The sequence below is a fragment of the Bacteroides sp. 519 genome, from assembly GCF_010500955.1.
Lineage (GTDB): Bacteria > Bacteroidota > Bacteroidia > Bacteroidales > Bacteroidaceae > Bacteroides.
Window position 1 is genome coordinate 129923 of record NZ_QVMJ01000009.1, and the last position, 14340, is coordinate 144262.

The 14340-nt window shown below is 38.3% G+C and carries 11 protein-coding genes; all 11 read left to right on the forward strand.

Features of this window, described 5'->3' with window-relative positions; all coding sequences use genetic code 11:
* Positions 1 to 25 precede the first annotated feature (25 nt).
* The 11 genes from D0T85_RS10450 to atpE all read left to right on the forward strand — a co-directional run bounded on the left by D0T85_RS10450 (position 26) and on the right by atpE (position 14134).
* Positions 26 to 1351, forward strand: a complete 1326-nt coding sequence (locus tag D0T85_RS10450) for a DEAD/DEAH box helicase (RefSeq protein WP_163213013.1) — start codon at positions 26 to 28, stop codon at positions 1349 to 1351.
* Between the two features lie 252 nt (positions 1352 to 1603).
* Complete coding sequence (serC, locus tag D0T85_RS10455) at positions 1604 to 2674, forward strand: 3-phosphoserine/phosphohydroxythreonine transaminase (protein WP_163213015.1); 1071 nt, start codon at positions 1604 to 1606, stop codon at positions 2672 to 2674.
* A 27-nt stretch (positions 2675 to 2701) separates the two neighbouring features.
* Positions 2702 to 3619 carry an NAD(P)-dependent oxidoreductase gene (locus tag D0T85_RS10460; RefSeq protein WP_163213017.1) on the forward strand — a complete coding sequence of 306 codons (918 nt, stop codon included), beginning with the start codon at positions 2702 to 2704 and terminating at the stop codon, positions 3617 to 3619.
* Between the two features lie 127 nt (positions 3620 to 3746).
* Positions 3747 to 4994 (forward strand): DUF1015 domain-containing protein, encoded by a 1248-nt coding sequence (locus D0T85_RS10465; RefSeq protein WP_163213019.1) that lies wholly within the window; start codon positions 3747 to 3749, stop codon positions 4992 to 4994.
* Positions 4995 to 5833: 839 nt separating this feature from the next.
* Positions 5834 to 6187 (forward strand): carboxypeptidase-like regulatory domain-containing protein, encoded by a 354-nt coding sequence (locus D0T85_RS22525; protein ID WP_203558456.1) that lies wholly within the window; start codon positions 5834 to 5836, stop codon positions 6185 to 6187.
* A 37-nt stretch (positions 6188 to 6224) separates the two neighbouring features.
* Positions 6225 to 8843 carry a SusC/RagA family TonB-linked outer membrane protein gene (locus D0T85_RS10470; protein WP_239060694.1) on the forward strand — a complete coding sequence of 873 codons (2619 nt, stop codon included), beginning with the start codon at positions 6225 to 6227 and terminating at the stop codon, positions 8841 to 8843.
* Positions 8844 to 8862: 19 nt separating this feature from the next.
* Entirely contained in the window at positions 8863 to 10551 is a 1689-nt protein-coding gene (locus D0T85_RS10475) for a RagB/SusD family nutrient uptake outer membrane protein (protein WP_163213021.1), read from the forward strand.
* 198 nt (positions 10552 to 10749) lie between these two features.
* Positions 10750 to 12276 (forward strand): F0F1 ATP synthase subunit beta, encoded by a 1527-nt coding sequence (gene atpD / locus D0T85_RS10480; protein ID WP_163213023.1) that lies wholly within the window; start codon positions 10750 to 10752, stop codon positions 12274 to 12276.
* Entirely contained in the window at positions 12269 to 12544 is a 276-nt protein-coding gene (locus D0T85_RS10485; protein ID WP_163213025.1) for a F0F1 ATP synthase subunit epsilon, read from the forward strand. Before atpD ends, D0T85_RS10485 begins: the two co-directional genes overlap by 8 nt.
* Positions 12545 to 12561: 17 nt before the next feature.
* Positions 12562 to 13623, forward strand: coding sequence for a F0F1 ATP synthase subunit A (gene atpB / locus D0T85_RS10490; protein ID WP_163213027.1), 1062 nt, complete (start codon positions 12562 to 12564; stop codon positions 13621 to 13623).
* Between the two features lie 253 nt (positions 13624 to 13876).
* Entirely contained in the window at positions 13877 to 14134 is a 258-nt protein-coding gene (gene atpE, locus D0T85_RS10495; RefSeq protein WP_163213029.1) for an ATP synthase F0 subunit C, read from the forward strand.
* Positions 14135 to 14340 lie beyond the last annotated feature (206 nt).

A 14340-nucleotide genomic window follows, 5' to 3' on the forward strand; every position in this document is an offset into this window, starting at 1 on the left:
CCCTGTAAGTAATCAGATACGAAAAATGAATCAATCAAACATAAAACAAATTCTTCATAATCTTAAGATAGAAGAATTAAATGCCATGCAACAGGCATTATCTAATCCCGAATTGAGGACAAAAGATATTATACTTCTCTCGCCCACAGGATCGGGTAAAACATTAGGTTTCTTGTTGCCGTTGTTGAATATCCTTGTAAATAACACTACCAGTGTGCAAACCATGATTCTGGCCCCTTCGCGCGAGTTGGCTTTGCAAATAGACAGTGTATTCAAATCCATGAAAACCATGTGGAAGAGTTATTGTTGTTATGGTGGACATTCATTTCAGGAAGAAAAGAAATCTCTCTTACAAAACACTCCCTCGATACTTATTGGAACACCCGGACGTATTGCCGATCATATTCGTCGTGGAAATATAATTCCTACTACCATTCAAACGCTAATTATCGACGAGTTCGATAAATCACTGGAACTGGGATTCGAAGATGAAATGGAAGAAATAATCTCACAGCTCACTTCATTAAAAAAGAGAATGCTTATCTCGGCTACAGATATGGAAGTGGTTCCTGCTTTTACAAGGATAAACTCTCCTGTAAAACTAAACTTTCTTAATGCTGAAAACGAAGAAGAAAGACTCAAACTATGGAGGGTTTCTTCACCAGAAAAAGATAAGATTGATACCTTATTCAAATTATTGTCTTCGCTGAACGGTAAACAAAGCATTGTTTTTGCCAATCATCGGGATTCGGCCCAACGGATTCATAAATTGCTGAAGGAGAAAGGTATTTATGGTGAAATCTATCATGGCGGAATGGAACAACCCGAACGCGAACTTTCGCTTATTAAATTTCGCAATGGAAGCAGCAACGTGTTGATATCAACAGACTTGGCTTCGCGTGGATTAGATATCCCGGCTGTAGAACATATTATTCATTATCATCTTCCGGTAAACGAAGAAGCTTTTACACACCGTAATGGTAGAACAGCAAGATGGGAGCGCAAAGGCGATTCTTATCTTATTATAAACGAATCCGAATCTTTACCCGATTATCTCTCGGCCAACATTGAAGAATACATGTTTCCGGAAAAGATAAACCGACCCTCAAAACCAGAATGGGTAACTATATATATAGGTAGAGGAAAAAAAGATAAACTTAATAAAGTAGACGTAGTAGGCTTTCTTTATAAAAAAGGAATGCTTTCTCGCGAAGATGTTGGCCCGGTTGAAGTAAAAGAGCATACCTCGTTTGTAGCAGTGAAAAGAAATAAGGTCAATCAATTATTAACATTGGTTTCGGGTGAGAAAATAAAAGGAATGAAAACCATTTTCCGTGAATCTCATAACTAAATGAAATCCGAAAGCTCTGATTCTGTTATAAATATACGGTTTTTACCCATTCTTTTGCTGACTATTTTTAATAAATATGTTATATAACAGTTCAATTGTTTAGTGTTGCGTGTGGGTTTTGTGAGTGTATAATGTGTTTTTCTGACTATATGTACTTTCCAAGTAAAAAATTTGCTGGTAAAAATTTTATTCGTAATTTCGCCTTGAAATGATTAAATAACTTATTTGTTTAACTCACTAAACAAACTTCAAATGAAAAAGCATAATTTTAGTGCAGGTCCTTCTATTCTTCCCCGTGAGGTTATTGAAGAAACAGCGAAGGCAGTTTTAGACTTTAATGGTTCAGGACTATCTATCTTGGAAATCAGTCATCGATCGAAAGACTTTCAAGCAGTAGTTGACGAAGCAGAAGCTCTTTTCAAAGAACTTCTCAATATCCCCGAAGGATATTCGGTGTTGTTCTTAGGCGGTGGGGCCAGTTTGGAGTTTTGTATGATTCCTTATAACTTCCTTGAGAAGAAAGCAGCTTACCTGAACACTGGTGTTTGGGCTAAGAAAGCTCTGAAAGAAGCTAAAGCATTTGGCGAAACAGTTGAAGTAGCATCTTCGGCCGAAGCTAATTATACATATATCCCTAAAGATTATACCGTTCCTGCTGATGCAGACTATTTTCATATCACTACAAACAATACAATTTACGGAACAGAATTGAAAGAAGATCTTGATTCTCCTGTACCTGTTATTGCAGATATGTCGTCTGATATATTCTCTCGTCCGATTGATGTTTCTAAATACATCTGTATATATGGTGGAGCTCAGAAGAATCTGGCACCTTCGGGAGTTACTTTCGTAATCGTTAAGAACGATGCTTTAGGAAAAGTATCGCGCTATATCCCAACCATGTTAGATTACCGTACACATGCTGAAAACGGTTCAATGTTCAATACGCCTCCTGTATTACCTATCTACTCGGCTATGCTAACTTTGCGTTGGATAAAATCACTTGGTGGTGTGAAGGCTATGGAGCAACGTGCAATAGAAAAAGCAGATATGCTTTATGCTGAAATAGATCGTAACAAGATGTTTGCAGGTACTGCCGCAGTAGAAGATCGTTCGCGCATGAATATCTGTTTTGTAATGGCTCCCGAATACAAAGATCTGGAAGCCGACTTCCTGAAATTTGCAACAGAAAAAGGTATGGTTGGACTGAAAGGACACCGTTCGGTAGGTGGTTTCCGTGCTTCTACATACAATGCTCTTCCTAAAGAAAGCGTTCAGGCATTAATTGACTGTATGCAGGAGTTTGAAAGAAGCAATTCTTAAGATTCAAATTTTAAAATCAAAATTAATATGAAAGTATTAGTAGCTACTGAAAAACCATTCGCTAAAGTTGCTGTCGACGGTATACGCAAAGTAATAGAAGGTGCTGGTTACGAATTAGTTCTATTAGAGAAATATACAGATAAAGCACAATTGTTGGAAGCTGCGAAAGATGCTAATGCCATAATTATCCGTAGCGATATTATTGATGCAGAGGTATTTGATGCAGCAAAAGAACTAAAAATCGTAGTACGTGCAGGTGCTGGATACGATAATGTTGATTTAGCTGCCGCTACAGCTCACAATGTTTGTGTAATGAACACTCCCGGACAAAACTCGAATGCTGTTGCCGAACTGGCTTTAGGCATGATGGTGCTTGCCGTGAGAAACTTTTTCAATGGAACATCGGGAACCGAATTGAAAGGTAAAAAGCTAGGTATCCATGCCTATGGAAATGTAGGACGTAATGTTGCCCGCATAGCAAAAGGTTTTGGTATGGAAATTTATGCTTATGATGCATTCTGCCCAAAAGAAGTTATTGAAAAAGATGGAGTAAAGCCGCTCAACTCGGTAGAAGAATTATATAAAACATGTAATGTAATCTCATTACATATACCTGCTACACCCGAAACAAAAGGCTCTATTAATTATGCTTTGCTGAAAGATACTCCCAAAGGTACTGTATTGGTAAATACTGCCCGTAAGGAAGTTATCAACGAAGACGAATTAATCAAGCTGATGGACGAACGTCAGGATTTCAAATATCTATCGGATATTATGCCTGCTGCTCATTCTAAGTTGCGCGAATTGTTTCCGGACCGTTATTTCTCAACCCCAAAGAAAATGGGTGCCCAAACTGCCGAAGCAAATATCAATGCAGGTATTGCCGCTGCTGAGCAGATAGTAGGCTATCTGAGAGATGGTGTTGATAAATTTAAAGTTAACTAAATAATTGTCACACTTGTAGGGGCATCCCTTGTGGGTGCCCTGATGATGGTTTGCAATGTATTATTTCATGCAGTATGTTGGGCACCCACAAGGGATGCCCCTACAGTGACAACAATTTTCTAATCCTATGGCAACAATAAAACCCTTCAAAGGCGTACGCCCCCCAAAACATTTAGTAGAACAAGTAGCTTCACGTCCATACGATGTTCTTAATTCCGAAGAAGCGCGTCAGGAAGCAGAAGGAAACGAGAAATCCCTATATAGAATAATCAAACCCGAAATAGATTTTCCTGTTGGAACAGATGAACACGACGAGAAAGTATATGCAAAAGCTGCAGAAAACTTTCAGATGTTTCAGGAAAAAGGTTGGTTGGTACAAGATGATAAGGAACAGTACTATATCTATGCCCAAACAATGAATGGGAAAACCCAATACGGATTGGTTGTAGGTGCGTATGTACCCGACTATATGGAAGGATCAATTAAAAAGCATGAATTAACTCGTCGTGATAAAGAAGAAGACCGTATGAAGCATGTTCGTGTAAACGATGCTAACATTGAGCCGGTGTTCTTTGCATATCCTGATAATAATGCACTTGATTCAATTGTACAGAAATACGCTTCTACCGAACCAGTTTACAATTTCATTGCTCCCGGTGATGGTTTCGGCCATACATTCTGGATTGTTGATAATGATGATGATATAACAGTTATCACAGAAGAATTTGCTAAGATGCCGGCACTTTATATTGCTGATGGTCATCATCGTTCGGCAGCTGCTGCATTGGTAGGAGCAGAAAAGGCACAACAGAATCCGAACCATTGTGGCAAAGAAGAGTATAACTACTTTATGGCAGTTTGCTTTCCGGCTAATCAGTTAACTATTATCGACTACAACCGCGTTGTAAAAGATCTCAATGGATTAACGTCCGAACAATTTCTTGCTGCACTTGATAAAAACTTTATTGTTGAAGAAAAAGGAACTGAAATATATAACCCAACAGCATTGCATAACTTTGCTCTTTACCTGGAAGGTAAATGGTATAGCCTGACAGCAAAAACAGGAACTTATAATGATAACGACCCAATTGGTGTATTGGATGTAACAATCTCGTCTAATCTTATCCTGGATGAAATACTAGGTATTAAAGACCTCCGTTCCGATAAACGCATTGATTTTGTTGGCGGTATCCGCGGACTTGGCGAATTGAGCAAACGTGTTGACAGTGGAGAAATGAAGGTAGCTTTAGCTCTTTATCCTGTTTCAATGAAACAATTAATGGATATAGCAGATACAGGTAATATTATGCCTCCAAAAACTACCTGGTTTGAACCCAAACTTCGTTCTGGTCTTGTTATTCATAAACTCCAGTAATGAGTAGTGAGTTTTGAGTAATGAGTTTTGAGTTTTTTTCGATGCCGCATGGCTACTCATCACTCACTACTCATTACTCTTTTGTCTCTCCTAAATCTTCTTTGTTTATCTTTCAACTTCTCTCTTTTAACCACTACACGTTTATTTGAAGTATCTTAGAGCTATAACTCTATAACTCCTAAGGAGCAAAGCTCCTGATAACTCCCTTTAACTCCTTCCATTCTGGAATATGTATAATGCAGGCTAAGTAATATTAGCCTTTCTTCCACTTAGTAGACCTAATTTTTCCCATTCCGGTATTTCTGTAAGCAAACAAGTTTAATCAACGAGTAAACAATAGTGCCAATACAGTAAACAATAGTGCCATTTAGCAAATTACTATCTAGGGTATCTTTTGTTTTTTAATCTTTCCTCTAATTTTGCTGCATCAATTTAATCCTCCAAAAGGCCTTAGTTCTCTTAGAACTAATTCTTTTCAATAGTCACAAAGCGATGCATTCGTTATGTGAATTAACTATATGCATTAACTTCATATCTTATCATTTATTTATCCTCCTCTATTTGCTTTTAAACAACTTCCATTACCAAGTTCTAAGAGAACATATTAAGAATAAAAGTTGCACAAGCAATTTCTAATTTATATACGTTCTCATCTGAAAATATTATAAGGTAAAAGATTCATGAGGTAAAAAGATTTTCATATTGTTTAATTAATAGAGAAAGAAGCCTATGTAAAAAGTAAAACCACCTAATCATGGTTTATCTACTATAGTGATTAACCATGTTGCATTACAAAAAAAACAAAGTAATTATTTTTTTTAAACTTTAAATTATTTATTATGAAGCATTCTATTATTGAGAGACAAATGCCTCAAATAGTAAAGAGGATGAAAACATGTACTCTTGCATTTCTATTGGGAACATGTTCATTTTCTGTTGCTAATGCTAGTCTCCCGGAAGTTCAGGCTGTTCAACAAAGCAGTACTGAAATAAGAGGTCGGGTTGTTGACTCACAAAATGAACCACTAATTGGAGTTAATATCTTGGTAAAAGGAACCAATATAGGTGCCATTAGTGATATTGATGGATACTACACTGTTCAAGCAAATCAAGGAAGTACACTTGAATTTTCTTATATTGGTTATATAACACAAGAAGTTCAAGTTACTAACCAACGCACGCGAAGATTCTAAAACGTTAGACGAGGTTGTTGTTATCGGTTATGGTACATTGAAAAGAAAAGAAGTAACTTCGGCTGTAGAAACAGTTCGTTCCGACAAGTTTAATCAAGGATCTGTTCGTAATGTTATGGATTTGGTTCAAGGTAAAGTAGCTGGGTTGAACATGACTCGTGTAAATGGTAACAACCCTAACTCCGAACCCGATATTCAACTTCGTGGAGTATCATCTATCAAAGGAGATCGTAATCCGTTAATTGTAATCGATGGAGTTCCTATTAGTACTGGCGATGGAAGAAGTGCTTTATCAATGGTTCAGCCAGACGATATTGAATCGTTCAACGTTTTGAAAGACGGTTCGGCAGCAGCTATCTATGGTACACGTGGTAATGCTGGTGTAATTCTTATTACTACCAAAAAAGGAAAAGGTGGTGATACCAAATTCGACTATTCAGGTTATGTGTCTCATGATGTGAATGTGAGAAAGCCAAAATACTTGAATGCCCAACAGTTCCGCCAACAAATTGCAGCAGGCAATATTCCTGCCGACCAAGATTTTGGAACAGATACCGATTTATGGGATGAATTGCTCAACAAAGATAATGTTAGTCATTATCACAACCTATCTATGTCGGGAGGTTCGGAAAATACCAATTACCGTGCTTCTATCTTTTTCAATGAAAATCAAGGTATTGCCAAAAGAAACTCTAACGAACGTTGGGGTGGTAGGGTAAATGTTAATGCAAAAGGTTTTCAAGATAGACTGAAAGCATCTGTTAATATATCAACCCTTTTTAACAAGGTCGATAAAGTAGGTGGTGATAATGCTTTCTGGGAACAGGCTGTACAACGAAACCCAACAGCTCCTATCTATACCGAAGATGGTTTTTACGAAACCCAAGGATGGAATAACTTCAATCCGATGTCGCGTTTAGCTAATCGTACAAGTGAACAAGATCAGCAAACAACTATGGTAGATGCTAAGTTTACTTTCAACATAACAAAAGATTTGTCTGTTTCGGCTCTTGGAGCATATACAAGAGATATTTGGAACGATCGCGAATATACTAAATCGACCGACTGGGACAGACGTGGAACCAAGACCGGTTATGCCAAGAAAGAAAACAAAGTGTACAAAACTAAACAGTTCGAAGCAACAATTGACTATCGTAAAACGTTCAGCGAAATACATACTATAACTGCAATGGCAGGTTATTCTTACCAATACAACACCTTAGAAAGATTCGATGTATCTAACGAAGGTTTCTCTACTGATGCATTCAATGATTGGAATTTAGGAGCAGGTTTAGGACGAGATAAGAACAATTCTACTCACTTCATTAACTTAGGATCTTTCAAAGAAGATAACACATTGATCGCTTTCTTTGGTCGTGTAAACTATTCACTTCTTGACAAATATTATTTTCAGGCATCACTTCGCCGCGAAGGTTCTTCTCGTTTTGGTGCTAACAACAAATGGGGTAACTTCCCATCAGTATCTGTAGGATGGTCATTGAGTGAAGAAGAATTCATGAAAAACATTTCTTTTATTGATGATTTGAAACTACGTGTAGGTTATGGGGTAACTGGTAATCAAGGTATTCCTAACTACCAGTCGTTAGTAACATTAGGTGGCGGTGGTAAATATCCGCAAGATGGAAGTTATTATGAAACATACGGACCAGCAAAGAATCCTAATCCGGATTTGCGTTGGGAAGAAAAACATGAAATCAACTTTGGTATTGATTTCACTGTATTGAATAGCAGATTGTCGGGATCGCTCGATTTCTATTCGAGAGACACCAAAGACTTGTTGTATGATTATACTGTACAAAAACCTCCTTTCGTACAAGATCGTGTATGGACCAATGTAGGAACAATCAGAAATCAAGGTATTGAATTACAACTATCGGCTGTGGCTGTAGATACCAAAGACTTCAGTTGGGATGTTGATTTTACTTTTGCTACAAGTAGCAGTAAGTTAACCAAACTATCGGGCGATGTGTACAAAGCCAACTATCTTACTTTCTATGGTTTACCTTCACCAGGTAACTTAGGCAAAGCTTTCCGTTTGGAAGAAGGTGGCAAAATGGGTGATTTCTATGGTAAACGTTTTGCCGGCTTAGACGAAGATGGCAAATGGTTGTTCTACAAAAAAGATGGATCTAAAGTTCATGCAGGAGAAATTAACAATGATGACTATAGCATTATTGGTAATGGAACACCAAAAGTACAAGCCAGTCTTGGAAGTACATTCAAGTACAAACAGTTTGATTTTTCATTCTTGTTCCGCGGTAAGTTTGGTTTCGATATCCTGAATGTTCAAGATATGTTCTTTGGGAATAAAAAATGGTTGCCAAATAACGTGCTGGAAAGTGCTGTTACAACACATGCTAAACTGAACGACGATCCACAATACTCTGATTACTATCTTGAAAAGGGCGATTTTGTGAAATTAGATAATATCACATTAGGATACACCTTTAACTTAAAAACTCCGTATATCCGTAACATGAGAGCTTATATTTCTGGTCGCAACTTATTTACTATTACCGGTTTCAGTGGTATGGATCCGGAAGTTGCCGATGGTGGATTTGAACCTGGTGTTTCTAAGAGAGATTTCTATCCACGTTCACAAACATGGACATTTGGGGTAAGTATCGGATTCTAACAGTATAAAGAAAAGAATTATGAAAAATAAAATAACAAAAACAATACTGTCTGTCGCAACGTTTGCGTCAATACTTGGTATGAGTAGTTGTACCAATCTGGATGAAACTATATACAGCGATTTATATAAAGACAACTTCTATAGAAACAAACTGGAAGTAATGCAGGCTGCCCTAAGGCCCTTTACACACATGCAAGCATGGATGGCACCTACTGGTCAGAATGGATATTGGTATCATGCCGAATTATCTTCCGATCAACTGGCTTGGCCACAAAAAGGACGTCATGGATACGATGGGGGTGACCATTTCCGTCAGCACTATCACACTTGGGATGCTCGTGAAAATCGTGGAAAAGATTGTTGGAATCTTCTGTTTGGTGGATTGGGATATGTAAATGCTGCTTTGGAAGATTTGGCTAAATTAGACGGACCCGCAGTTGGTATTTCCGAAACAGAAATGGCAGCCATCGTATCCGAGTTGTATGTATTGCGTGCTTTCCATTATATGAGAGCTACAGAACTATGGGGAAGTGTGCCTATTATAGAAACCGTAGGTACACCAACAAATCCAAAGGCGAATACCCGGAAAGAAATCTTTGATTACTGTAGAGAACAATTAGAAACGAATGTTCCTAAATTGTTACCATATTCAAGCGAATTGATTGGTCGTATTTCTCAAACAGCAGGTTATGCTATGTTGGCCGAACTATATTTAAATGCCGAATATTTTATAGGCACCTCTATGTACGACGAATGTATTGCTGTTTGTGATAAAATAATCAGCGGACAAGCTGGTGGGCTTGCCAATGGTAAACCAGAGTTAGTACAAGACTTGCTTACTACTTTCTCTAATACAAATCATGAAGCTCCTGATGCTTTGTTCCAATTTGCATACTCACAAAAAGCTAATTTTGGTTTCGGCTGGGATGGCTTCTTAAGTGGTTACGATGCTATTCGCGATGCTTATAACTGGAAAGATGGCGGATGGAATGCTATGGTGGTTATTCCTACTGCGTTTAATATGTATGCCGAGAACGATCTTCGTAAAAAAGAGTGGTTTATGTTTGGTCAGCAATTTTATCAGTTCAATGATCCGCAAGGCAGATGGAAGGCTGGAGACCCTGTTAATGGAAGTGAAGAATGGAATGGTAAGCCCATTATCTATGTTAACTACATTGCTCGTGCAAGCGAGTTAAATCCTAAACCGGATATATCACCAATTGAAATGCCAACAGGCTTAAAAAGCACAATGGCCGATGGTGAAGAGAATTCAGGAGCACGTTTCTATAAATACCGCAGTGGTCCGCAAACAGATCCCAATTATAAGGAAAACCATTACATGCTGTACCGTTTAACTGAGATATATTTCAATAAAGCTGAAGCGTTGATGCGTAAAAATGGTGGTGTAGCTACTCAAGAAGTGGTTAATCTTATTAACCAATGCCGCGAACGTTGCTTTGCACCCGAAGATTGGGCAGATGCTAAATACACAATCGAAACTTTGACGATGGACGAACTATTGGCTGAACGCGGACGTGAGTTTATATTCGAAGGAAAACGTCGTCTTGACCTTCTTCGTTTTGGTAAGTTTACTACTGCGTCCTGGTGGGATCATGAACCAAGTAATGACAAGAATAAGGAAATTTATCCGATTCCACAAACTCAATTAGACGCTAACCCTAGTCTGGTTCAAAATCCAGGTTATTAATCTGTATCTCTTTTTTCTTATACACAAAGGTCGAACTTGAAAAAGTTCGGCCTTTGTTTATTTTAAAAGAAATTCAAATGACCACAAAAAAAAGTAAAAATGAACAATACGCTTTATTAGTTGTTACTTTTTTAAAGTTGTCTATCTAACTATTATTGGAAGACATAAAATAAAACAGCTATTACAAAAAGAACATATATGGCACACATAATTGGTTATGTCTCCCAAATAATCGGCCCAGTAGTCGATGTATATTTTGAAGGGGGTGAAGCAGAACTTATTCTACCCAGTATTCATGATGCTTTAGAAATAAGAGGGTTAAACGGTAAGCGCCTTATCGTTGAAGTAGAACAGCATATTGGTGAAAATACCGTTCGAACGATAGCTATGGATAGTACCGATGGCTTTCAAAGAGGTTTAAAAGTTCATCAACTTGGCGGTCCAATTACCATGCCAATAGGAAATCAAATCAAGGGTCGCCTGATGAATGTGGTTGGCGATGCAATTGATGGTATGGACCAACTGAATAGGGAAGGAGCATATCCCATTCATCGCGATCCACCTAAGTTCGAAGATTTATCTACCGTACAAGAAGTTCTATATACAGGTATCAAGGTAATCGATTTATTAGAACCTTACTCTAAAGGAGGTAAAATCGGTTTGTTTGGTGGTGCCGGAGTAGGTAAAACCGTACTTATTATGGAACTTATTAATAACATTGCTAAAAAGCATAACGGTTTTTCTGTATTTGCCGGAGTAGGCGAACGTACACGCGAGGGAAACGATCTTCTTCGTGAAATGATTGAATCCGGCGTTATCCGCTATGGCGAAGAATTTAAAAAGAGCATGAAAGCCGGACATTGGGATTTGTCTAAAGTAGATCCGGAAGAAGTTGCAAAATCACAAGCTACACTTATATTCGGCCAAATGAACGAACCTCCCGGGGCACGTTCGTCGGTTGCTCTATCAGGGCTAACTGTTGCAGAATCTTTTCGCGATATGGGTGGAGAAACAGGATCACGTGATATACTTTTCTTTATCGATAATATTTTCCGTTTTACTCAGGCTGGTTCCGAAGTGTCTGCTTTGTTAGGCCGTATGCCTTCTGCTGTAGGGTATCAACCAACATTAGCCAGCGAAATGGGGGCTATGCAAGAACGTATTACATCAACCAAAACAGGTTCAATAACTTCTGTACAAGCTGTATATGTTCCGGCCGACGACCTTACAGACCCGGCACCGGCTACCACTTTTACGCATCTGGACGCCACAACGGTATTAAGTCGTAAGATTACCGAACTTGGTATATATCCCGCTGTTGATCCGTTAGAATCAACCTCACGTGTGCTCGATCCGCATATTGTTGGTGAAGAGCATTATGATGTAGCACAACGGGTATTACAGATACTTCAAAAGAATAAAGAGTTACAAGATATCATCTCTATTCTTGGGATGGAGGAATTATCGGATGAAGACCGTTTAACGGTTAGTCGTGCCCGGCGTGTGCAACGTTTCCTTTCTCAACCCTTTGCTGTAGCCGAGCAATTTACCGGAGTACCAGGAGTAATGGTGGCCATTGAGGATACTATTAAAGGGTTCAGAATGATTTTGGATGGTGAAGTTGATTATTTGCCCGAAGCTGCATTCCTTAATGTTGGTACCATTGAAGATGCCATAGTTAAAGGTAAAGAATTGTTAGAACAAGCAGGACAAACAAATGAATAGTCGATTAAATCTCAGTTTGGTTTCTCCGGAGAAAATAATATTCGAAGGAGAAGTAAGCAGTATAACATTACCTGGTGTTGTTGGCTCGTTTACAATTTTGCCACGCCATGTACCTATTGTATCTTCTTTAAAAGAGGGAAAACTCATTTATGTAAACAAAGAAGGTGAACAAATAATTGAAATATGTAACGGCTTTGTTGAAATGTCGGGCGAAGAAATTTCGGTTTGCATAACATTAAAGAAAAACGAAAACGATGGAAACAAATAGAATAATACGTGGCTCCTATGTACTCATTTAAAATATCAATCATACTGATTTTTCTGTTCGCATGGAGAAGTCTGGATGCCCATTCGCAAGAAGAAGCAAAACCGACTCAACAGGTGGATGTGAAAGGAATTGTATTCGGTCATATTGGCGATGCTTACGAATGGCATATAACCAATTGGGGCGATAAAGCTATCAGTATTCCTTTACCTATTATTGTATACAGCAATAATACAGGATGGCATGTTTTTTTATCGTCGAAGTTCGAAGAAAATGGGGGCCAGTATCAAGGGTTATACATTGCTCCCGAAGGAAATAAATACGAAGGTAAAGTAGTAGAGCGCAACGCTCAGGGCGAAGAAGTGCGTCCTTTCGATATTTCTATAACCAAACTGGTGTGCTCTTTACTGATAAGTAGTTTGTTGTTGGTTGTTATAATACTGTCGGTAGCCCGATGGTACAAAAAGAAATCCCATAACGAACAGTCGCCCGGTGGTTTTATTGGTTTTATGGAGATGATAATCATGATGGTAAACGATGATATAATTAAGCCTGGGGTAGGAGAGAATTACAGGAAGTTTGCACCTTATCTATTAACCGTTTTTTTCTTCATTCTCATAAATAACTTTATGGGACTGATTCCTTTCTTTCCTGGCGGAGCCAATGTTACAGGTAATATTGCTATCACTTTTGTATTGGCTATTTGTTCGTTTATTGCTATCAATCTGTTTGCATCAAAGCATTACTGGAAAGATATTTTTTGGCCCGATGTTCCTATGTGGTTAAAAGTACCTGTACCCATGATGCCTTTTGTTGAATTATTGGGCGTATTTATAAAACCTTTTGCTTTAATGATACGTTTGTTTGCCAATATGCTTTCGGGACACATGGCAGTACTGGTGCTCATCTGTTTAATATTTATAGCAGCAAGTATGGGACCCGTGTTGCAAGGTACACTTACCTTGGCATCTTTCCTGTTCAGTATATTTATGAACGCGCTAGAAATGCTTGTAGCCTTTATTCAGGCTTATGTATTTACCATGTTATCGGCTGTATTTATTGGTTTGGCACAAGAAAAATAATAATAGAATGGAAGTTATAAACTTATACGAATCTGGAGTAAACAATGCCCGTAGGGCATACATATCAATAGAAAGCCAACGACAAAGCTGCCACAACCCGGTACGGGTTGCATTGTGCATGTTGTGCAACTCCTAACGGAGTTGTGATGATTGGAGATTCGTTATTGTTCTATTGATATGAATGCCCTACAGGCATCTTTAACTACTGATTTGCATGAACTTATGAACTTATAAACTTAAAAACTTAAATATTATGTTACTATCAATCTTTTTACAAGCTGCTACAGCTTCTCTTGGAGTAAGTAAACTTGGTGCTGCTATCGGAGCAGGACTTGCCGCTATTGGTGCAGGTATTGGTATTGGTAAAATCGGAAGTTCGGCAATGGAAGCCATTGGCCGTCAGCCCGAAGCTGCTGACAACATACGCACAAACATGATTCTTGCTATTGCTTTTATTGAAGGTGTGGCAATTATTGCATTAGTTGTGTGTTTGTTGGTACTTTTCTTATAAGTAATGAGTAGTGAGTGAGTAGTGATGTTGGTTTATGAGAAATATCCTCCTCCGCCCTTCGGGCACCTCCTCCAAAGGAGGATACCATGCGGAGACGCTGTATAGCACAGCCTATCCTCCTTTGCTAAAGTCATTTGACTTTGCAAGCGATTAATACTCTTTAACGTTCTTTGAAATATTGTTTATAATATCAAGATATTGACCTA

What these genes read in the sequence shown, in the direction of transcription:
- D0T85_RS10450 (WP_163213013.1), top strand. Translation starts at nt 26, where the DNA reads ATGAATCAATCAAACATAAAACAAATTCTTCATAATCTTAAGATAGAA.
- serC (WP_163213015.1), top strand. Translation starts at nt 1,604, where the DNA reads ATGAAAAAGCATAATTTTAGTGCAGGTCCTTCTATTCTTCCCCGTGAG.
- D0T85_RS10460 (WP_163213017.1), top strand. Translation starts at nt 2,702, where the DNA reads ATGAAAGTATTAGTAGCTACTGAAAAACCATTCGCTAAAGTTGCTGTC.
- D0T85_RS10465 (WP_163213019.1), top strand. Translation starts at nt 3,747, where the DNA reads ATGGCAACAATAAAACCCTTCAAAGGCGTACGCCCCCCAAAACATTTA.
- D0T85_RS22525 (WP_203558456.1), top strand. Translation starts at nt 5,834, where the DNA reads ATGAAGCATTCTATTATTGAGAGACAAATGCCTCAAATAGTAAAGAGG.
- D0T85_RS10475 (WP_163213021.1), top strand. Translation starts at nt 8,863, where the DNA reads ATGAAAAATAAAATAACAAAAACAATACTGTCTGTCGCAACGTTTGCG.
- atpD (WP_163213023.1), top strand. Translation starts at nt 10,750, where the DNA reads ATGGCACACATAATTGGTTATGTCTCCCAAATAATCGGCCCAGTAGTC.
- D0T85_RS10485 (WP_163213025.1), top strand. Translation starts at nt 12,269, where the DNA reads ATGAATAGTCGATTAAATCTCAGTTTGGTTTCTCCGGAGAAAATAATA.
- atpB (WP_163213027.1), top strand. Translation starts at nt 12,562, where the DNA reads ATGTACTCATTTAAAATATCAATCATACTGATTTTTCTGTTCGCATGG.
- atpE (WP_163213029.1), top strand. Translation starts at nt 13,877, where the DNA reads ATGTTACTATCAATCTTTTTACAAGCTGCTACAGCTTCTCTTGGAGTA.